The 22,193-nt window shown below is 41.9% G+C and carries 12 protein-coding genes; 1 reads left to right on the top strand and 11 read right to left on the bottom strand.

The genetic code is table 11. The annotated features are described in order from the left end of the window. Window positions 1-21: 21 nt before the first annotated feature. The 5 genes from DW862_RS14125 to DW862_RS14105 form a co-directional block, all read right to left on the bottom strand. Window positions 22-1,941 carry a RagB/SusD family nutrient uptake outer membrane protein gene (locus DW862_RS14125; RefSeq protein ID WP_055235139.1) on the bottom strand — a complete coding sequence of 640 codons (1,920 nt, stop codon included), beginning with the start codon at window positions 1,939-1,941 and terminating at the stop codon, window positions 22-24. Between the two features lie 11 nt (window positions 1,942-1,952). Continuing rightward, window positions 1,953-5,384 (bottom strand): TonB-dependent receptor, encoded by a 3,432-nt coding sequence (locus DW862_RS14120; protein WP_120068901.1) that lies wholly within the window; start codon window positions 5,382-5,384, stop codon window positions 1,953-1,955. Window positions 5,385-5,543: 159 nt separating this feature from the next. After that, the gene (locus tag DW862_RS14115) at window positions 5,544-6,746 is read right to left on the bottom strand and encodes a FecR family protein (protein ID WP_055235268.1); all 1,203 of its coding nucleotides are present in this window, start codon (window positions 6,744-6,746) and stop codon (window positions 5,544-5,546) included. 113 nt (window positions 6,747-6,859) lie between these two features. Next, entirely contained in the window at window positions 6,860-7,432 is a 573-nt protein-coding gene (locus DW862_RS14110; protein ID WP_055235137.1) for an RNA polymerase sigma factor, read from the bottom strand. A 105-nt stretch (window positions 7,433-7,537) separates the two neighbouring features. Next, window positions 7,538-8,527, bottom strand: coding sequence for a glycoside hydrolase family 43 protein (locus tag DW862_RS14105; RefSeq protein ID WP_015532181.1), 990 nt, complete (start codon window positions 8,525-8,527; stop codon window positions 7,538-7,540). A gap of 165 nt (window positions 8,528-8,692) precedes the next feature. On the opposite strand from DW862_RS14105, the gene DW862_RS14100 reads away from it, so the two are divergent. Next, window positions 8,693-9,796: a family 43 glycosylhydrolase gene (locus tag DW862_RS14100; protein ID WP_120068882.1), complete on the top strand. Its 1,104-nt coding sequence runs from the start codon at window positions 8,693-8,695 to the stop codon at window positions 9,794-9,796. A gap of 1 nt (window position 9,797) precedes the next feature. Here DW862_RS14100 and DW862_RS14095 read toward each other — a convergent pair whose 3' ends face one another. The 6 genes from DW862_RS14095 to DW862_RS14070 all read right to left on the bottom strand — a co-directional run bounded on the left by DW862_RS14095 (window position 9,798) and on the right by DW862_RS14070 (window position 22,180). Beyond that, window positions 9,798-12,746: a glycosyl hydrolase 115 family protein gene (locus DW862_RS14095; RefSeq protein ID WP_120068879.1), complete on the bottom strand. Its 2,949-nt coding sequence runs from the start codon at window positions 12,744-12,746 to the stop codon at window positions 9,798-9,800. 27 nt (window positions 12,747-12,773) lie between these two features. Next, window positions 12,774-14,339 (bottom strand): sulfatase, encoded by a 1,566-nt coding sequence (locus tag DW862_RS14090; protein WP_053095300.1) that lies wholly within the window; start codon window positions 14,337-14,339, stop codon window positions 12,774-12,776. A 156-nt stretch (window positions 14,340-14,495) separates the two neighbouring features. Then, window positions 14,496-16,562, bottom strand: a complete 2,067-nt coding sequence (locus DW862_RS14085; RefSeq protein ID WP_120068876.1) for an alpha-glucuronidase family glycosyl hydrolase — start codon at window positions 16,560-16,562, stop codon at window positions 14,496-14,498. A 103-nt stretch (window positions 16,563-16,665) separates the two neighbouring features. Then, window positions 16,666-17,586 carry a DUF1735 domain-containing protein gene (locus tag DW862_RS14080; protein WP_120068873.1) on the bottom strand — a complete coding sequence of 307 codons (921 nt, stop codon included), beginning with the start codon at window positions 17,584-17,586 and terminating at the stop codon, window positions 16,666-16,668. A 28-nt stretch (window positions 17,587-17,614) separates the two neighbouring features. Then, window positions 17,615-19,396: a RagB/SusD family nutrient uptake outer membrane protein gene (locus DW862_RS14075; protein WP_120068897.1), complete on the bottom strand. Its 1,782-nt coding sequence runs from the start codon at window positions 19,394-19,396 to the stop codon at window positions 17,615-17,617. 12 nt (window positions 19,397-19,408) lie between these two features. After that, window positions 19,409-22,180, bottom strand: a complete 2,772-nt coding sequence (locus DW862_RS14070; RefSeq protein WP_032852725.1) for a SusC/RagA family TonB-linked outer membrane protein — start codon at window positions 22,178-22,180, stop codon at window positions 19,409-19,411. Window positions 22,181-22,193: the final 13 nt, after the last annotated feature.

The following is a 22,193-nucleotide window of genomic DNA, read 5'->3' as shown; positions in this document are numbered from 1 at the left end:
TTTCTATTTTATAATCAGTATTTAGAATCCTGTATTCTGAACCAAGTTTTTATCAATATCAATTTCGCCCTGTGGTATGGGGAAGAAGTACTGACGGTCAAAAATACGCTTCACAATCTCCGTACGTTTGAAGAATTCATTTCCGTCATAATTGACATTCATACCGTGAATTGCCTTGTTGAAATACTCATTTACCAATCCCCAGCGACGTACATCAAAATAACGGCAGTTTTCGAAACTCAATTCAATGCGTTTCTCCTTACGAATCAGCTCCATGACTTCTTCCGTTGTAGTCGGTTTAGGCAGATTGACTGTTTCACCGTATCCCGGAATACCCGCACGCTTACGGATCATGTTCATATACGTCCAGATGTCTTCATGAGTCGGGCTGACATGCGCAAGCGCTTCGATATAGTCAAAATAAATATTAGTCAGACGCAAGAGCACACAAACCAAGTTCTGGTTACGGTCGCCGGAATCCATTCCTTTACGCACCAAATAACCTGTACTTGTATAGTCATTGCTACCTTGTTCTTTACCACAACTTCCGCTATAAGTGAAATCTACTATATAATCGCCTTCTGTTCCATCAAACCATTTTGAATTACTAAAGGTAATGTCTACATAAAAACGAGGTTCACGATTAACATACATCATTCTGGTTCCTGCCGGTGCATATAAGGTACCGTCTGTTCCTTTGTATTCTGTTGTAGAGACTCCCTCTTCTACATAATCGGATTTTTCGTTGATAATCGGAGTGACTCCGTCAGCACTATAACCGGAAATAGGAGATTCTCCGTTTGACATGAAATAGGCATCTACCATTTCTTGGGTTGCTCCCAACAAGCTACCACCTCTATAATTAGTCGTATTACCGGATCTATTCGGCATACGGTCGTACTGCATGGTTCCGGCAGCATTATCCAAACGATAGAAAATCATTTCTTTATTGTTACCCATTTCAGAAAACAGGGTTCTTACTGCACGGCGATAAGATTCTGTCGGGCTGAAGCCTTCCGAGTCCGGACCGGAAACAGAAACACCGTCCTTATTGGTATACATCAAATGATAACGACTTCCATAATTAGAGAAGAAAGTGTTACATTCATTAATCACTTTCTGCCAATTAGCACGTTTGGTAGCTTCGTCCGGTTTGTTAGGGAACAGTTTTGTTCCGTCCGTATTAGCCAGGTCAGAATAGTAATTGCACTCTCCATTAAACAACCAGCTGGCACGATAAGTCAATGCCTCAATGATAAACGCCTGTGCAATCGCCTTATCAATACGGCCATATCCGGACACTTTGTCGGTAGAAGCATCATCCAGTAAACCATCGTTTTGCGCACCTTTCAACTCTGATACGATAAAATCGAAACACTCGTCTACCGTATTACGCGGGAGTTGCAACTCATCACTCGGAGTATCCATCGGGAAGTCCTTTTCAAGCAAAGGAACCGGACCATAAGTACGTACTAAATAAAAATAGTAGATCGCCCGCAAAGCTCTTGCTTCCGCTTTCCATTGATTTCTTTCTGTAACAGTCAGCGGTGCCTGATCTACATTTTCTGTAAATACTGCCGCTTCATGAATACCTGAAAACCAGCTCTTCCAGCGATACAATACCATCGTTCCTTCAGTCGCATCGATAGAGTTGTTATTTATCAATTTCCCTTTATTATCATTTGTCCACTCTGCTTCGTCGCTGGAACCTGTCCAGGGACCGGGAGTACGGTACAGACTTGTTTCATGCACCTGACGTTGGTTAAATTCATCCGGTAAGAATGTGTATACGTTCGAAAGATACCGCAAGGCTCCATCTCTGGTTGTGAAAATCTCCTTGAGTGATAAACGGTCATCAGGCACCTGGTCAAAATAGTCATTACAAGATGTCGTCAAGAGACACGCCAGCAAACTAACGATTATATAATTATATTTTTTCATTATCTTTTTGTTTAGAATGTGAAATTAATACCAACTGAATAAGAAGTCGTATTCGGATAAGAAGCACCATTATCGGTATTCAACTCCGGATCCCACAATTTGAAACGACTCAAAGTGAACAGGTTAGTTCCCATTACATATACAGCCGCATTCTTCAGATGAACTTTATTCACCCAGGGTTTAGGCAGATTATAAGAGATCTGCAATGTCTTCAAACGCAGGAAGTTCATGTTACGCACCCACCAGGTACTTTTCTGGAAGTTATTAATATTACTGGTTGTTTCACTTCCATAAGACAAACGCGGATAAAAGGCATTCTGATCCGGATTTTCCTCTGTCCAACGGTCGCCAATGTTAGAGTAGAGGTTACCACTACCACCACCGCCATTAAACGGATTAACGCTGCTACCGTTCAAAACACGTTCGGCTCCTGCTACGCCCTGGAACATCATACCCACAGACAAGTCTTTCCAACCTACTGTAAATCCGAAACCATAGACAGTTGTCGGCACATCCCCACGAGAAATGTAAGTCTGGTCGTATGCGTCTATCTGACCGTCATTGTTTAAATCCTTGTATTTGATATCTCCGGCTTTCACTGTTCCAAACTGTGATGCAAACGGTTTGGGAGTAATGGCTTTATTGGCATCCGACAAAGATTCCCAGCGTGCCATATCATCTATTTCAGCTTGAGTGAACAGCTCCTCGGCAACATATCCTTTCACTCCATTGATGTTGTGCCCATATTGGTTCATCCATTCGTATTTCTGTTCCGGCAATTCTCCCTGAATCCATTTATCCTTATTAAAGGTGACATTACCACGAAGCGCAATTACCCAGTCTTTATTGATACGCTTGTTATACTCGATCGTTCCGTCAAACCCCTTATTTTCTATGATACCGATGTTTCCGTAAGGAGCAGATGTATTGTATCCCAAGAATGAAGGTATAGAATGTTCACGCTTCAACAAGATGTTTTCACGACGTTCTTTAAACAAGTCGAATACAATAGACAGATCGTCATTAAATAACTTAAGGTCAATACCCAGGTCTTGTTTGCGAGATTCTTCCCAAATCAAGTCAACAGCCATATTCACTGTTTCATAACCGGACCACTTAGTTCCATTCGGTCCGAATTTATAACCATAGTCTCCATTTTCTTTCATCTGATCCAGATACATGAAACGACGGTCGGAAACTTCGCTATTACCCACTTTACCATCCGTATAACGTATCTTTAAGAAAGAAACTGCCTTTGACAGAGGTTGCCAGAATTTCTCATTTGAAACAACCCATCCTACACCAAATGCAGGGAAAGTTCCGAAACGATGTTTAGGCGAAAAGTTCTCGGCACCGTTATAACCGATGTTGAACTCTGCGAAGTAACGGTCTTTCCATGAATAAGTGGCACGACCGGCAATACCCATCATACGATACGGAATCGCATCTTCCAATGTCCCTTTCGGATATAATAGTTTGGATTGCTGATTGAACAGGAATAAAGCACTAACACGATGATCGTCGTTGAATGTCCGGTCATAGTTCAAGGAAGCCTCCAAATAGGTCTTTTTGTTACCACTCGTTTCCTGTTTATAGCTTAACACGTTACTTCCTTCATAAATACGTTGCAGAATAGGTTGTCCATTCATATCGTAAGGAACACTAGTGTCCAGGAAGTTGTAGGTAGACTCTGCACGGTCCTGATGTACATGTATCTCATTGTATACGTCGAATGCATACATAGTAGTCAGTTTCAGTCCTTTCGTGAGCATATCCAAATCCTGTGTGACGCGCAAATTAGAGTAAATCTGATTTTTCGTCAGGTTGTCATAACCACGACGTGTAGCCTGTGAATAAGGGTTATTAAAGTTGTTATTAGTTGAAGTTCCCGGCACATAGGCTTCTCCGTTAACAAAGAACATCTTCGGATATTCAACCGGTGAGATAGACATTGCCGCATTATACAAATCGGCAGAAGAGATGGCCGGATAGTTTCCTTCTCCCAGATAACCTTGCGCACCGATCTCGACCTTAGTAGTAGGAGTTACGTCGATATTCAAATTGGTAGTAAAGTTATAACGGCTATATTTCATTTTAGAATCATAGGTGTCGATATTCTTATCAGTCACCGTCATACCTGTCTCATTAAAGTAGCTGACTGATGCATAATAAGCGACTTTCTCGCTACCACCGCGTACATTTACATTCACACGGCGATTATGTCCCCAATCATTAAAGATTTCTTTCAACCAATCCACATTCGGATATAGATAAGGATCCTTACCAGCAATCGTGTTACGTATCTGATCTTCTGTATATTTCGTAGCAATACCGTCATTACGCATTGCCTCGTTGGCTGCATTCATATAAGTGATACCATCCGCCAAATCAACCATCTTCGTGAAACGGGTAAACGATTCATAATAATCCGCGCTCACTGTCGGTTTTCCTACCTTTCCCGGTTTGGTTTTAATCAAAATTACGCCATTGGCACCACGTACACCATACACAGCTGTTGCTGATGCATCTTTCAACGTTGTCAACGATTCAATATCTTCCGGATCGATGTCATTGAACGAACGTTCCACTCCATCCACCAATACCAGCGGAGAAGAAGTGTTGGGAGTGGAAATACCACGAATCCAGATATCAGCAGCATCTTTTCCCGGTTCTCCTGTACGTTGTACGGCCACAACACCCGCCAAACGACCTGCCAATGTAGTTGTTAAACTGGCAGAAGGCGTCTTAATATCTTCCATCTTCATGGAAGACTGTGCACCGATATTACTTATTTTACGCTGGGTACCATAACCCACAATAACAGTCTCTTCCAATTCGTTCACCTGTTCTTCCAAGGTGACATCATAAATGTTGGTCGAAGCATTGGTTCGTATTTCAGAAGTTTTAAACCCGATATAGGTAAATTTAAGCACTACGCTCTTCTTAGTTACGAATATCTCATACAAACCATCCATATTCGTAATCGAACCGTTTGCATCTCCATCCACAGTGACGTTCACCCCAATAAGCGGTTCTCCTTTTATATCAGTGACACGTCCGGATATTTTCCGCTTATTCTGTTGCTGTTCGGTTGAAGCAGGGGCTTTTCCGGAAATAAATATTTGCCTGTCAGAGATCCGATAAGTACACGAAGTACCTTCGAAAAGTTCAGAAAGAATTTCTTCTATATTCTTATTCTTACTGTCGATAGATACCTTACGTTCTAAGTTGACAGCGTCATCTAAATAGAAGAAAACAAATTGACTACTTTTCTCTATTGTTTTAAGCACTTCTCTCAATGTCGAGTTACTCATGCTGACCGAAAGGGTCTTTAATTGAGAATAATTGTTGTAACTTGCGAAAGAGTAGTCTATTCCGAGAAGTAAAAAGCACAGGAATAGCCCGAGAACCTTACTCTTTCGTTCTCTAATTGCATTTTTCATATTAAACATGTTAAAAATTTCTCATAATATTATTTTCTGTATCTAAACATTCATAGGCACACAAGTCCCATCTGGATGATAGTTCGTATCATCCACTCTCTTCAATAATTACCATAAAATACGGGAGTTAGATTAGTTTATTATCTTATTTTTTTATATCTATTTCTTTACTACTCGATACGTTTTATATTGTTCATCATAGGCATAAGAAATTGGTGCAACAAAGGTTAATCCATTAATAACTGTTTCAAAGTTGTCTTTCAAATCGATTTTTCCGGAACATTTTATTTTACTTAGCGCTGGGTCAAATTCTACATTCACACCATAATAGGTAGACAGGCGTTGCAAGACTATTCCCAAATCGGCACTTTGGAAACAATAGAGTCCATTTATCCACGATATTGCCTGTTCTACATCTACTTGTGATATATTTTCCTTTCCATCGGCAGAACTGAACATCTGATTAGGAGCCAAAATCGCTTTCGGAGTCCGGGCTGTTTCTACCTGAACACATCCTTGCGCTAGCACTACACTTCTAATCGCTTCCGACTCATACGCCGTTACATTAAATTTAGTACCAAGCACCCTGACATTCATATCTTTAGTCCGCACATAGAAAGGGCGGTTTTCATCTCTGGCTACTTCTATGTAGATTTCTCCGTCCACATAGATTTCACGTTTATCTTTTTCAAACTCTACCGGATAAATCACTCTCGTGCCGGCATTCACCCAGACTTTAGATCCATCGGCAAACGTCAATACCGATCGCTTTCCACGCGGAATGACCAATTGATTGTAAGCTGCCGATTTTTCCTTTTGTATACTTTCCTGATTTGTTTTGATTTCTACGGAATCATACGTAATCTCCGTTTCTTTTTCTTTCAGGCTCACTACGTTATCTTCCGCCAAAATCAATAGTGTTTCTTCCGTCAGAGGCAAATCAGCTTTGGTATTCACTGCAAAAGTGGCAATATCCGGATCCAGCACCGAAGAATAACTCTTTAATAAGAAGAAACATCCCACAAGAATAGCAACACTGGCCGCCGAGCTCAATCCTATTAAGAAATAGTTCTTACGTTTCGCCTTCTCCTTATTTATATTGGTTGCCTGAATACGAGTCCATAAATCATCCGTTTCCTCGTTTGAAAGTACTTCTTCTTTCTCTTTTGAAAAAACCTCCAAATATCTTTTTGCTGCTATATATTCATCTATATTAGAAGGATTCATCTGTTCAAATTCATCCCAGAACTTCTGTGTTTCTTCCGTAGGATGATTCATGGAAGAAATAAAGAAATCATTCTGAAGGAATTCTTCAAAAGTATATAGGGAAAAATCTGTATGTTTTTGTTCAGAGTTCATCATTTTCATTGTCTTTACGTATGAATAACAGTTGTACTTTCATTTTATACTCACCTTTTCCGAAGTTTTTTCCACTTTTTTTTGATAGGCAGGAAAAATAGGCTGATTATTCTCTCTTATTTTCTCTTAAATAAGTCCCGGATACGTCCCAAAGCCCGTTGAATGGAGTTAGAAACAGATTGATTATTCATGTCTGTCACCTTACTTATTTCATCGATACTCATCTCTTTGATATATCGATAATAAATAATTTCACGCTGTCTGTCCGTCAATACAGACATCATAGTATGTACGGTTGCCTGAACTTGTTTTTCCTGTTCATTATTAATATATATAGTTTCCGGAGTGGAGGGGGATTCGTCAACCGTCTCTTCTCTCTCACCTATTTCATCAAACGAAAGAGAATCTGTTGTTTTTTTTAGCGCATTAAAAAGAGTGTTTTTCAACGCTACCGTCAAATAAGCTGCAATATTATCTGTTGGGGCTAACTTTGCACGATTCACGTGGATTTTCACAAACACATCATGTATGCAATCTTTGATTAATTCTTTGTCTGAAGTATATAATAGTCCGAATCGAAACAGATCTTGCACCGTTCGATTATAGATTTGGGTATACGCACTCGAATCTCCCTCGAGAAACCTTTTCCACAAAAGGGAGTCGGAAAGAGTGTGTATATCTGGCTTCATTATAATAAGTATGTTTGATTTACAAGGACAAAAATAAAACAATAAATCAAAAAAAGCCCATCTTTATTAAAATATTAATTACGGACGGGCTGAACTTTTCAGATTTTACTTAAATGGGCTTGCCTTTACTCCCTCGAAAGTCATCTTTATGGGTTTTATTTTTCCATCTTTATCAAAGTACATACGGTCAACGCAGGTCACACGAGCGTTTCCATCCGTTTCACCCAATGGATGGCGATGATAAATGATGTACCATTCATCCTCTCCCGGCCCTTTTACAACTGAATGATGGCCGGCACCTGTTCCAATATTGGGATCTCTCTGTAATATTTTTGCTTCTCTTTTGAAGGGTCCGAACGGTGAGTCGGCAATGGCATAAGCAACACAATAATCCGGTCCGGTCCAACCGCCTTCCGACCACATAAAATAGTATTTTCCGTTACGTTTCAACATAAAAGGTCCCTCTACATATTTTTCGGGGGTTACTTCCTTATAAAGGGTACCATCTTCAAACGGTACGATACTCAACAAGTCCGGGGCCAGTTTCACCATATTACAATGTCCCCAGCCACCATAATACATATAATATTGTCCGTCATCATCTTTGTAAACAAACTGATCGATCGGTTGCGCACCATTTACAAATTTATCAATCAGAGGTTTGCCTAACGCATCTTTAAATGGTCCGGCAGGATTGTCGGCCACAGCTACACCAATACCGCCCAGTTCATTATTGCTTTGGATATCATTCGCACCGAAAAATATATAATATTTATCATTCGCATGAATCACGGCAGGTGCCCACAAAGCACGTTTAAACCAACTTATATTTTCTTTTGATAACACTTTCGAGTGCTTTGTCCAGTTCACCAGGTCTTTAGACGAGAAGGCATCCATGAAAGTCTGTTCGTCATAAGGCGCCGAATACGTAGGATAAATCCAGTATTCATCCCCAAATACAACTCCTTCCGGATCGGCATACCATCCCGGGAATACAGGATTGCCACTCGTCTTCGGTTGTTGATTGGCTTTTTGTCCAAATACAGACTGGGAACAGCAAATAATACTAAGAAGGATAAGGTGCTTCAGTTTCATACAATATCAATTTTAAAGTTCGTGCTGCAAAGATGAGAAAAAACAACTAGAAAATTCAATAAATACGAACCAATTAAGGATAAATACTAACCAATCTGCAAAAAAAAGATGATTTATCAAGATTTTATGCTTTCTTTGCAATATTATTATTAAGTAAAAAATACCATGAGAAGCAGATTGTTATTCCTAACCGTACTTTTAATAATTATTTGTGCATCCTGTCAACCCAAGAAGAAAACAGAGCCGGAAAAGGAAGCCGTAACAGGAGCGACTTATACAAATCCGCTACGTGAAAGAGGAGCAGAGCCATGGGCTGTTTTTTATGAAGGGAAATATTATTATACGCAAGGCTCTGAAAGCAGAATCATGCTCTGGGAGACCAGTGATATTACAAATTTGAATGACAGTCTTAGAAAGCCGGTATGGATACCAACCGATCCAAGCAATTCCCATCACTTATGGGCCCCCGAAATGCATCGCATCAACAACAAATGGTATATTTACTTCGCAGCAGACGATGGCAACATGGACAATCACCAGATTTATGTGATTGAAAACGAGGCTGATATTCCTACAGAAGGTAAGTTTGTCATGAAAGGGCGCATACCGACCGACAAAGATAATAACTGGGCAATTCATGCGAGTACTTTCGAACACAACGGACAGCGTTACATGATTTGGTGCGGATGGCAAAAACGAAGAATTGACAGCGAGACACAATGTATTTACATCGCTTCGATGGAAAATCCGTGGACTCTTTCTTCTGACAGAGTCCTGATTTCCAAACCTGAATATGAATGGGAGTGTCAATGGGTTAATCCCGATGGCAGCAAAACAGCCTATCCGATCCATGTGAACGAAGCACCTCATTTCTTTCAGCCGAAGAATAAAGATAAAGTATGCATTTTTTATTCCGCCAGCGGTAGCTGGACTCCCTATTATTGTGTAGGATTACTAACAGCAGACGCCAATGCCAACCTGTTGGACCCTGCTTCCTGGAAGAAACATCCGACACCCGTATTTCAGCAGGAACCGGAGAATGAAGTTTTTGGCCCCGGCGGCAGTTCTTTCGTCTCTTCACCGGATGGAAAGGAATGTTATATGTTTTATCATGCCCGTCAGATACCGAATGATGCTCCGGGTGCAATGGACTCACGTACTCCCCGCTTGCAGAAAATAGAGTGGGACAAAGATGGGATGCCTATACTGGGAATACCACAAAAAGAAAGAGAACCCATGGCAAAGCCATCTGGTTCTCCAATCAATTAGACTAATTACATTTTGTACTTTCAGGTCCAAGGTATGAACGTTTTAATCCTCCCATGTCGATGACTATTTTTTGAATGACGACTCCGGGATCACCACAACGTATCTGTAGGGTGTGTTTGCCCGGCTTCTTCACATACAAAGTAGATTTATTCACTCTACAATTCTTCAGTACACTATCATACCAAACTTGAGAATACTCAATAGCAGAAGTAGATGGAGTAGAAATAGAACCATCATCTATACGGACACTATACTTTGTGTCCGAATTAGTATGTTCCGGTAATTTATAGTCTCGCTCTGCATGCAAAGGGAATGTAGGTAAAACATAGGTATACACATCATAAATCCCGGCATTAAACGTATAAAAATCATATTCCACTCTAGGTACATCACCAGCACGATACATCTGTAAGGGAGATATAGGATTCCCTAATTGCAAAGCATGCCCTTCAACCCCAACCCCGGGAAGAATATTCATTTTTATGTCATTACTCTCAAACTTACGATGAAACCCTGCAGCCGGAATAGAGACATACCCATTCTCTTCCATATATACTCCTTGCATCTCATCACGCGCAGGAGACGCCGGATTAAAAACAGAAACCAATACACATTCTTTTTGATCATTAGAACTAAACTCCACAGCACCTTTAATACTCTCTCCAACCGGAACTTTCTCCCAATCAACAGATACCCTGATTCGGTCCTCTGTCAGAGTTTTCCCAGCTTTTTGAGACACTATAATCCAATCGTCCGACGGCTTTGCAGTCCAACTCAAATCTCCACTTCCTTGATTATACACATCGATCCAATGGCTTTTACGGGAAAAAGTGTTATAAACAGGCAAACTATGATAGCTTATCCCACCTTTATCCAAAATTTCACTTTCTGCCTGAAGAGCTAATTTAGGAGCACCAACCGATGTATAACTTTCTTCCATCAACGGAAGCATAAAGTAAGAACTGGAACCTTCATAATTCTGTTTCAAAGACATCATATATTTCCATTTCCCGTTCAACAAAGAATTATACCCTTCAGTTATGATTTGCAGACTATCATGGTAATTCTTTACCTTCTCCTTTATCAAATTGGCGGCGGCACGCTGCTGACGAACATACTGCCGATAATATTGTCCTTTTATAGTCATGTGGTTCATCAGTTCGGCACCTTTCACCGGGTAGTATAATAACTGATAAAAAGCCGGCTGACTGTCTTTATCCAAAGATGCCAAAAGATTTTCCGCTTTCTTCCCAATGCGGCTATATTCGTTCAGACGATTTTCTGCTTCATTATAATTGGCAAAAGAGAACTCCGTATCCGTACGTTTCTCTCCCCCGCCCCAATAATTATTCCAATATCCCCAACCCATATATTCCGGTTTCCGGGAAAAGGCCAAATTGATATGCGAAGAAGTGATATCTTCAAATACGCTATAATACTGTTCCCCAAACATCTTTGCCAACCAACGGGCGGGATAGGTAACCACATTATTCGCATTAAAGCTATCTATATCATAAGCCATATCAAGGAATAAAGAGACTTGCATTTCGGCTCCTTTTAAATCACCGCAATTAGCCAGCCAGATACGGTCTGCCGTCGTATCATAAGCCTTTCGGAGTTCCTCATACATCAGAGCCGGGGGAGTAGTGCTGTACCACAAATAGCTATGGGGAACTCCCAGATAAGAGATATGGTAGTAAACACCTGCACGCCCGGAGCGCTTCTGTTCATGCGGGCCACTTAAGCGCTTCATGTAGCCGAAGTTATCATCCGGCCAAATAATGGTTACATCATCCGGCAATTCCAATCCATTCGAATAGATTTCCAACACCTCCTTGTATGGAGTAAATGCCTGTGGAATTGTTTCAACCGGTCGATCAATATGTTCTGCAATCAAATTACGCTGGTCTTTCAACGCACTCTCCAGCATTTTGACCTTTTCTTTCATGGGGACATCACCTCCTCCCATTGCCGCATCATGCAATCCTCTCAAAGCCAATGTATATACATTCTCATAAGCACAGTTTTCCTTTACACGGTTTCCTAGAACTTCATTAATTTTATCCTTATTTTTACCATAATCCCAAGGCCCCATCGTTTTTGAATTCCATTCACTAGCTGTATTTAACAATAATGGTTCGCAATGACTGGACCCCATTACAATAGCAAAAGTATCTGCCACCAACTTATTTTCAGGTATCTTATAAAATGCGGTCGACACCGGATGCATGGCAGGAGCCAGATGATTGGCTTTCAACCGTAACAACAATTCGCATATTTTGGCATAAGTACGGGGACCTATATTGCCACGCTCTTTCTCAAAAGTCTTAGCGGCCCAAGGTTTCAGTCCCCAATCTTCATCATTCAGAAAAACACCTCTATATTTCACGGAAGGGGTCTTAGAAACAGTGGTGGGAGCATCTACATAAAGTGTTTTATGTTTCTTCACAGGGACATCCGCCCACCAATACCAGGGAGACACACCTGCCATTTCCGAAAGAGAAAACAAACCGTAAGAAGCTCCTCGCCTGTCACTCCCGGCTACAATCAGCGCTTTATCTACTCCTGGAAAAGGATGATTAACTGTCTGAATCAGATAACGTTCCCATGCTCCTTCCAAAGGAGATATATCTATTTTCCCATTGGAGGCTAGCTGACGAATTGCCTGATTCTTTTCAATAGTACCGACAATAACCACTGTTCTTCCTTTCTTCCATTCATCTGCCAATTTTAATCTCTGTCCTGTGACATTTTCAATATCAGACACAAACAGTTCGGCAACCTTCTTTACAACCGGGTAATCATTGGCATCATAACACACGGTCGCCTTTATTTTCGATGCGACTAATGGGAAAGCATATTTACTATGTTTTACATTCTCATTCACAACCACTTGTGATTGCAGGGCAGATGCCACTACCAATAATATTAATAGCGAAAAGATTCTCATTGATACAGTAGTTCTAGTTATTCAGTTCTATTTCTTTTTATCTTCAAAATGATAGTTATATGGATTCCGCTTAAAATGGTAACGATTTCTTGGCACCGGCAATGGGTCTTGTACACGCAGTTCCCAAGTCATCAATTCTTCCAGCAATTCCATTTGTTTGGAAGCATATTTCTTTTTATTATAAAGATTATTAATCTCGGAAGGATCGGCTTTCAAATTATACAGTTCACCACGACCATAATTGTCGAGTACTAGTTTCCAGTCATCTTTGCGAACCATACGTTCAGTTCCGCTTTGTGTCCAGGTATTCAGTTCGTCAAAGTGAGCTATTTTATTGGGTTGCAAAGCCCCTTCTTTAGCAAATGTCAACGGTTCATCCCGGGTGAAATCTTCACCACCGAATCCCTGTTGTACAATTACACTCGAGAATTCTTTCTTTGGGTACGATTTACCCGTCAACATCGGCCATAAACTGCGTCCTTGCACTCCCAGAGGTATATCTGCACCAATTGCTGTACAAATAGTAGGAAATACATCAGCAATAGAAACATGCGCATCCATTGGAGATTTTTGCGGATGAATGTTATATCCTGCCCAAATCATCGGAATACGGGTCAAACATTCAGGCACTCCTGCACCTTTACGAATCAAGCCATACTCCCCACAATAATCCCCATGGTCTGACAGGATTACAAAAATAGTATTTTCATAAAGCCCGGCTGCTTTGAATCCTTCAATCAGACGTTTGGTCTGGTCATCAATCAGACGAAGCATTCCTAAATAATTCCCACGCAAACGAGGAAGATCTTTTGCCAGGTTCGGGCAGGCTGTATCTTCCAATTCCGCCAAAATCTCATACTTATTTCCTTTTTTAGATAAATCGTTCCGGCTAGTCAAAGTTGCCGGTATCTTTTCCGGAGAAAACATTGAGAAATAAGGCTCTGATATCTGATATGGATTATGCGGTTCAGGCATTGAAACCCACATAAAGAATGCGGAATCTTTTTGCTGCTCCGCCCAAGCCAAAGCTTTGGTAACCATTTTCACCGGATTCTGCGCTTCTGCCGGGAAAGGGGTGGCTTCCAAATATTGACCTCTCGCTTTATTATTCAGAAAAAATGCAAAGTCCTTATCTTCCTGCGTATCACGCTGATTCTTTCCCCAATGAAAATATTCCTCACAATAATCAAAATCTTTCCCTTTCACATGCGCATGGTTCTTTCCCACTAATGCCGTCTTATATCCTTGTTCTTTAAACACTTCGAGCATATCTTTCTTATAATACATATCGAGAGTGTTGTGGTTCGTACGGACATGCGTAGCAGTCGGATAACGTCCTGTAAACATGGAACAACGCGCAGGCATACTAGCAGGAGCTACCGTATACGCCTTATCAAACCAGACATTACTCAATGCCAGCGAATCGGCAAAAGGAGTGACAGCCATCGGAAAACCTTCGCGACCACACAAATCAGCTCGCTGTTGGTCGGTCATGATGATAACAACATTGGGTTTGGGTGTTTGTGCCAGCATTGGAATAACATTAACCATACTGGAAATCGCAGAGATTGAAACTAAAACTTTTGTATTCATATAATAAATTCTTTAATCGTTCACGCCCAAAGTTCGACAATTCATTTGACAAACTACGAAAATAGCTGTTCAATAAAGGACAAAAAATGACAAATAGTCCAGTTACAAACACACGATGAGCCTATTGACCACGATCAATAGTTATACACAGAGCAATTACCAATATTGACTAAAGAAATTCAAAGCCGCCTGGTAAAAGACCTTTGTATCTCTTTGCTCTTTATATAGGCTCTCCAATACTTCTTCATATCTAACCGGGTCAATCTTATTCCGGATAGATTTCCATAGCCCGATGTTCACATCAACCTGCTCAATGCCTCGTTTCAAATTAGATTTGAACTCTTCACGTAATGACTTCCCGGATTTCATTTTATGCGACCACGGCACGTTGTGGAAACAAAGCAAGTAAAGTTCGGGACACTGTGACAAACTGTTGAATATATCCTTGTTGTATTTAAAATATTGAGACACATAGTTCGTTCCTTTTGTGGTACGATCAGTGCCGATAGACTCTTTGCTCACATGCCACTCTTTGTTTGCACGCTGTTCGAACCCCGCCGTATAATGGTCTTCCCGCTTCACAGTAAATCCCAAACTGTAAGGGGCATGAGCACAAACAAAGCTCTCCCATGTGGGCATCATCATTTGCCGGATGACTTCCAGCGTTGCTTCGTCACAATTCCATGTAGACTTTATCCAATCGGATGTAATACTTTCGGTCGATTCTTCCGGATTCCATGCCAGACGCCCGAAAGCATACCAGTTGGCTTGGGCAAAGTGATGAGCAGTCCAATTGCGCGAACGACCGATATTGCCTACTCCTGCCATGCCAAGCATACGCGACGGGAATGTCTTTCCGGCGATAATATTCGACACAGTACTTCCCTTTCCGTTACAATATGTATCGAAATCGAGGAAAGTTTTCCTCCACATGGGCAACAGATACACCAAGCTAACAGAACGCCCCAAGTACTCTTGCGTAACCTGGAGTTCAGGGAACAAAGGAGTATGGCGCATGGCTCCGAACAACGGTTGAGCCGGTTCGCTAGGCTGAAAGTCAAGCGTTCCGTTTTTGGTTTGCAACACTACGTTTTCGTCGAACTGTCCGTCCAAAGGCTGAAACTCCTTATAAGAACGTTTCATTCTATCTTTATCAATCTCCGGATTGTAGACAAAGGTGCGCCAAAGCACAATGCCTCCATGAGGTTTGAGTGCACGGGCTAACATATTGGCGCCATCCACATGGCTACGATGATAATCTTGCGGACCTGCCATGCCTTCAGAGTTGGCTTTTACAAGGAAACCTCCAAAGTCAGGTATCAGACTGTAAATTTCGTTGACCTTATCCATCCACCACTTTTGCACTTCGGGATTGAGAGGATCGGCTGTATCCAGATGTCCAATTCCGACACCTCCCCATTGTTTCCCCACGTCTTTGGTCGTAGAAGGTTTTACGGGAGCAGCAAAATTGGGTGCAAGATACACCTTGATGTGATACTTGCGGAAGATATCAGCTAACGCAGCAACCTTCTCTAAATAGTCATGTCCTAAGATGCGCGGATCGGCATTAACATTATTCAGAATCACGGCGTTGATGCCGATGGATGCTTCCGCGCGGGCGTAGTCGGTATATCGAGGTTCGATTTTCTTTGGCAAATCATCCCATGCCCACAATCCTTTTCCAGCATAGCCGCGTTCTACCGTTCCACCCAGACCTACCCAATGATTGATCATACGGAATTCCAATGCAGGAATTTCTTTGATATTTAACTGTTCAAGCGGATATCCACATTGTATCAATCGAATCAAGTGGAACGTACCATAAAGAAATCCTGCATCGGAATAGGCTTGAAGTGTTATCCTCTTTTTACCACTGCGGATGATATATCCTTCCTCTCCCAGCCCTTTATCTTTACAGAAACTCATTTGAATTTCCACCGCATTATCCTGAACAAATATTGGTGTAACTGTCAGTAACGCCTTCAAAGCACGCTCCAGTTCTTCTCTTATGACTTCATCGTACCGGCTTCCGGGCAGCCTAATGTGACTACCATACCGAATGGCAGATTGTTTTAAGCCAGATTCGGGAAGAGGTTTATAATTCATCCAAAGTTCATACCCTGTATCTACAGTGGATAACGTCTGTTCCTGACCAAAAAGATAGCTCATACAGCCCAAAAAGAAGAACAGAACTATGCTAAAACAACGAAAACAGTGATTCATGAGTTTCTATTTTATCGTATTAAAACTTTATTTTGTCTGAGCAGCTTCAAATCAATCCACTCCTTTCAGATATATCTTTCTCATTTTTACTCCTTTTCTATAATTACCAAGTCTCTACACGCAAATCATAAAGCGGATCTTGACGCAACACCAATTTCTCCACCACATGATAATATTTGCCACCGTTCTCATACGTATATTCCAGATCGAATTGCGGAGCACGCGTACCTACTTTCGCCACATAATCGTAGTCTCCTTCAGCCTGATAGGTACCCGTTGCATTGGTGATTACCGCTTTGCCGCTCACTCCTTCCACTGTCACATTCTTGTTGGCATCCATCGTCAATGTCAAACTACCTACTGCTTCCAACTTATTGCCTACACCCGGACACACTACTACACTCGGAGCCGTAGTCTTAAAAGTGGTAGTACTACATTTGATAATATCTTTGGTATTACCATAACTTACAGGTTCGCCGACAGGATTTCCTCCAGCATCAACTTCGGTTACGTTTCCCATGCGGTAATAAGTACCGGCATAAGTACTGATGTATTTAATAACGGCAACACAAGTCTCTGCTCCTTCGCGTATAGCATTCATTGAGTTCTCTGTCATTCGAAAAGGAAGTGCATAGTAATCCGTCAAACAACGCGAATCCTCATAGAAAAGATTGGTAAAAGTGATCCCTACATCAGCTACCGGAGAGTTCGATTTACGCACCCGGAAATATTCCGGGTCGGCCAGCGTATAGTAATTGGCAGGTAACAACACTTTCCCCGTTCCTTCAAGCAAGGAGGGATCAATAGTAAATTTAGCCCAATCATTCATGTCTATTTCACGTTTCCCACCAATAGCCACTCCGATATAAATGTTCATATCACGGTCGCTAATCACAGTTCGCAGCGGTTTTGCTACAGCAAAGCCCATATCAGCTCCTTCATAGTCATGGGTATAGTCGTCATAACATGCCGTAATCCCAACTAATAGCAGGAGTGCGGACAGTAAAAGTTTTGTAAATTTCATACTTTCTTCTTATTATAGTTAAACACAATCACCATCCTTTATTATTGATAAGATTCGGATTTTTCTGTACCTCTAAATAAGGCAATGGCATGTAATAATAACGAACATCGTTTAATGGGCGTTCTTCTACCTTCACCACCTCGAATACATCGTCTCCTGAACCGTCACGAGTAACACGCATTCCATAAATAGGCTCATTGAGAGGTAACAACCAACGGCGCAAGTCCCAAAAGCGTTGATTTTCGAACGCAAATTCAATTCGGCGTTCGTTTTGTATCAATGTACGGAACGTTTCTTTCGAAGCAGCCATTTCATCCAAATAAGTCACATCAGTAATTCCGCCCGACTTCTCCCGAATGATCTTTATCACGTCGTAGGCAGACTTGGTGCATCCGGGTCCCACAACTTTCGGTCCGAAAGCTTCATTGGATGCTTCGGCGAAATTGAGCCATACCTCTGCTTTGCGTAACATCGGATTGTAGTGACGGGAATCTTGTTCTTCGAGAGGTTTCAAAAAGTCGGCAACCGTATTCATAAACTTTGCCAAGTAATACCCCGTACGGGTAGCATTCACGTTCATGTATCCGGAGTCTTTTCCCCCCGGAGTAACATCAATATACGAACTGTTGGCCCCAAACTGACGTCCTTGATAGTAAAGATTCACATTGAAGCGGTTGTCACGCTGGCAATCATAAGGATCGGTTTCGTCATACAACGATCGCGAATCGGTTATGGGAAATCCATTTTTTGCCGGGAAAGCATCAGCTAGATTCTGCGAAGGCGTAGTCTGCGCATTCCCAAAATAGAAAGGCGGATAATGCCGTTGCTCCAAACCATGATTACGTCCCACAAATGTACGAAAAAGGAATTCGGCTGATTGAGCATCCCCTCCATCGTACAGGTCTTTCGGAACTAATGCCGAGTAGTTCGTCATTCCACTCATTGCCAACACCTCATTGGCATAATTGGTTACACGTTCCCATTTGGCTTGGTAAGCCACTTCGTCTACCACCGTATAATCACCCATACCGTTCAATCGTACAATGTTATCAGGCTGATAAGCAGGGCTGGCGGCATAGAGTAATGTTCGTACCTTCAATGCTGCGGCAGATAATCCCGAAGCACGACCAAATGCCTGATCGCCCAATATGGCATCCCCTCCGGAATAAGTCAACGGAAGCAACAACATTGCTTCGTCGCAATCGTTGCAAATTTGCTTGACGCAATCTTCATAACTATCGCGCGAAAAACTTTCCGGATGCGCCGCTTCTTCCGGAGTAATATAATGTGTTACGATAGGATAGCCCAACACTTGTCCGTTATCGGTCTTTCCACCATACATTCTCAACAGATTGAAACTGCACCATGCTCTAAGGAAAATAGCTTCTCCACGCAAACGTTTTTTGTAAGCCTGGTCAATTTCATCACTGGAAATACTGTAATGTACCTCATCCGTAAGCCCATTATCGAGGAAAGTGTGGATGCGTTGCAACTGGTCATAACAAGCATTCCAATTTTCCAAAGGATTGTTTGTACGGCTAAAGCCGCCCTGTCCGGCACGATAAACATTAGAGTCGTAAACACGTGTCATGGCATTGTCTGTTGCCGCATCCAGAAAGTTGCCATCCCATGCATCAGGGACGGTCAAAACATCCTGATAAACCGAGAGTAGCACACCTTGTGCCTTTTCAGCGTTGGTCCATGTATCATCCACCGACCATTGATTGTTCATCTTGGTATCGAGATTGGTACAGGCACTTACGATGCCTGTAACCCATGCAAGGACTATTATGTATCTAAATCTTTTCATCATTTCTTTCATTTAGAAGTTAATGGATATTCCGCCCGTAATGGTTCGGTAAGTCGGATAGTTGGTCAAGCCGGACAACATACGTTCGGGATCTAAGTCTTTGATGCCCGAAAGTACAAACAAATCGGTTCCCCTCACAAAGAATTTGAAATCTTTTCCTATAAACTTGCCCGTTTTATTGGCAAGCGTATAGCTCAACTCCACATTCTTCAGACGGAAGAACGACCCGTTTTCCGACCAGAAAGAGGAATTGCGGGAGTTGTTTGCTCCGGAGGTGGTAGTCAGTCTGGGCTGGGTCCCGGTAGGATTGTTTACCGGATGATAACGGTCGAGCGCCAATACGGAATATCCATCCAGTCCGTTGTTCCAATAGTACGAACTGGAAAGTATATTCGTGACGCCTGTCGTAGCTGTACCCAGTATGTAAAGGCCAAAACCTTTGTAATTCAACGAAAGATCAATACCCATCGTGGTAGTGGGGAAACTTTGTCCCAAATCGGTTACGTCATTATCATTAATCATATTGTCACCATTCAAATCGGCATAAGCGATATCACCGGCCTGATAGGCACCATAGCTTTGCAACGGATGCCCAGCCAACTGCACGTCTTTACCAAACAATCCTTCTGCCTGCAAACCAAAAATTGTACTGGTGGAACGTCCCACGCTCTTACGATAGTCTTCGATGTTATCTAATTCATCGCTCTTACGCAATTTGTTTTTGGTAAAAGTAAGGTTCACCCCCACATTGTAATGAATCTCACCTATTTTATCTTGCCACCTTACTTGCGCATCTATGCCTTGGTTCATTACTTCACCGATGTTTTCGGCAGGAATAAAGTCTCCCACTACAGCAGCATATTTAACGGTGTTCTTTCCTATGATATTCTTACGCATTTCACGGAAATAGTTCACGTCAGCCGAGAGGCGGTTGTTGAAGAAGGTTCCCTCTACGCCTATATTCAATTCGTTGGAATATTCCCATTTCAAGTCCGGATTGCCATAACGCACCAAATCGGTAGTTGGACCTCCGGTACTAGGTTTGTGTTCGAATTTATCACCATTCTTCCAGTTGGTACGATAAAGGAAATGCCCCGTATTGCCGGCATATCCCAAATGTCCGTAATTAATCTTCAACTTTAACGAGTTAACAGCCTTTACATCTTTCATGAAGTCTTCCTTAGAAATCATCCATGCCCCCCCAATGGCATAAGCAAAGAAGTAGCGGTTACTGCCGCTAAAGCGGTTCGACCCCATAGCTGAAAGAACGCCTTCCACAAAATAACGCTTATTGTAAGCGTAATTACCACGAAAGGTAAAAGTACCATTTTTCACATCTTGTGTATTACCGGTTTTCTCTTCAGTAGTATAACGGAAAGCGGCTTCTGCCAATACATCGTGCAAATCGAATGAATGCTCATAGTTTACGTTAGCACGCCATCCAAAGTTACGATATGTATCATTGGATGAGATAGATTGCTTTTTGGGTAAATTCAACTTCTTACGTTCCGTGAATCGAAGCACTTCCTCCCCTTCGTCGTCAAGGTAGCGTTCGATAGAATAAGTAGGATAAGCATTACGTAACTGTTGACGCAAGTAACTATAATTATCAAATGTCATATAAGCATTTGCCGTCAGACCTTCAGTCAATGATTTCAGGTCAAACTTCAATCCTAAATTGGTCTGACTATTCACATAACGTTCCGAAGTGTTACCTCCATAAGCCATATCCATATACAGGTTGTTGGTCTTGCGGACACTGGTTCCGAATATCAAAGACGATTCGTCGGTGGTGACTCCATCGCGACCATTAATATCTTCCGGAGCAATCATGAAAGGATATTCGTTGGGACGAAGGGTAGAGATTTCACTAAACAGCGTGGCTCCATCCACAGCCCCCCAATCTTTCTTCTCAATCCGCCCTGCTACATCAGCCGAAGCAGTCAGAAAGTCGGTAATGCGCAAATCCAAATTACCTCGCGCGTTGATACGATTCAAATTCGAACGATCACTGACTTTTTCCAAACCTGAACTGCCGGTATAGCCTACTGTCACGGCATAAGTCGCTTTCTCTGTACCTCCGTTCAATTCGATCGTAGCCTTGCGGAATGTACTTGCGTCACGTAGAAATTCTTTGTAATAATCGACATTAGGATAGCGCAAATCATTCACCCCCTTCGAATTCTTATAACCTTCAAGATCAGTTGCCGAATAAAAAGGCTGTATACCATCGTTTACACAAGCTTCATTGAACAGCGTAGCATAGTTGTAGGAATCAAGAAATTCCGGCATACGGGTAACCGGTTGTATGCCGTACTCCAATCCTACACGAATCACGCGTTCGTTGGCTTTTCCCCGTTTAGTACGAACGAGTATCACTCCATTCGTAGCCTGCTCTCCATACATAATTTTAGCAGTGGCATCCTTTAAAATCTGTATAGATTCGATTTCTTCGGGCAGGATGTCGTCAATCGGACGTTTGATACCATCAATAATCACGATAGCTTCGCTCGTTCCATTGTTGTGCAGACCTCGCACATAGAAAGTAGAGTTATCATAACCGATACCTCCCACATTAGGGATCGCTATCAGTCCGGCAGCCTGTCCTTGCAACGCATTCGACAGTTGCAAGGTAGGATACTTCTTCAGGTGATCCATATTGACCCGGCTCACGGCACTTACCGAATCCGGCTGTTCTTTTTGGGCATTCGCAACAGATGTTATCCCCAGAAAGAAGATGGCTGCGAACAATCCTTTTAAGAATCTATTATAACTATTTCTCATAAATATCAAAATA

Origin of the sequence: Bacteroides sp. AM37-9 (genome assembly GCF_003603455.1) — a bacterium.
GTDB lineage: Bacteria > Bacteroidota > Bacteroidia > Bacteroidales > Bacteroidaceae > Bacteroides > Bacteroides xylanisolvens.
This window is presented reverse-complemented; position numbering and strand designations above follow the sequence as displayed.

Excerpts from the sequence above, each read along its gene's own strand:
- DW862_RS14100 (WP_120068882.1), top strand. The coding sequence starts at position 8,693 with ATGAGAAGCAGATTGTTATTCCTAACCGTACTTTTAATAATTATTTGT.
- DW862_RS14090 (WP_053095300.1), bottom strand. The coding sequence starts at position 14,339 with ATGAATACAAAAGTTTTAGTTTCAATCTCTGCGATTTCCAGTATGGTT.
- DW862_RS14115 (WP_055235268.1), bottom strand. The coding sequence starts at position 6,746 with ATGATGAACTCTGAACAAAAACATACAGATTTTTCCCTATATACTTTT.
- DW862_RS14075 (WP_120068897.1), bottom strand. The coding sequence starts at position 19,396 with ATGAAAAGATTTAGATACATAATAGTCCTTGCATGGGTTACAGGCATC.
- DW862_RS14070 (WP_032852725.1), bottom strand. The coding sequence starts at position 22,180 with ATGAGAAATAGTTATAATAGATTCTTAAAAGGATTGTTCGCAGCCATC.
- DW862_RS14110 (WP_055235137.1), bottom strand. The coding sequence starts at position 7,432 with ATGAAGCCAGATATACACACTCTTTCCGACTCCCTTTTGTGGAAAAGG.
- DW862_RS14120 (WP_120068901.1), bottom strand. The coding sequence starts at position 5,384 with ATGAAAAATGCAATTAGAGAACGAAAGAGTAAGGTTCTCGGGCTATTC.
- DW862_RS14095 (WP_120068879.1), bottom strand. The coding sequence starts at position 12,746 with ATGAGAATCTTTTCGCTATTAATATTATTGGTAGTGGCATCTGCCCTG.
- DW862_RS14125 (WP_055235139.1), bottom strand. The coding sequence starts at position 1,941 with ATGAAAAAATATAATTATATAATCGTTAGTTTGCTGGCGTGTCTCTTG.
- DW862_RS14080 (WP_120068873.1), bottom strand. The coding sequence starts at position 17,586 with ATGAAATTTACAAAACTTTTACTGTCCGCACTCCTGCTATTAGTTGGG.
- DW862_RS14085 (WP_120068876.1), bottom strand. The coding sequence starts at position 16,562 with ATGAATCACTGTTTTCGTTGTTTTAGCATAGTTCTGTTCTTCTTTTTG.
- DW862_RS14105 (WP_015532181.1), bottom strand. The coding sequence starts at position 8,527 with ATGAAACTGAAGCACCTTATCCTTCTTAGTATTATTTGCTGTTCCCAG.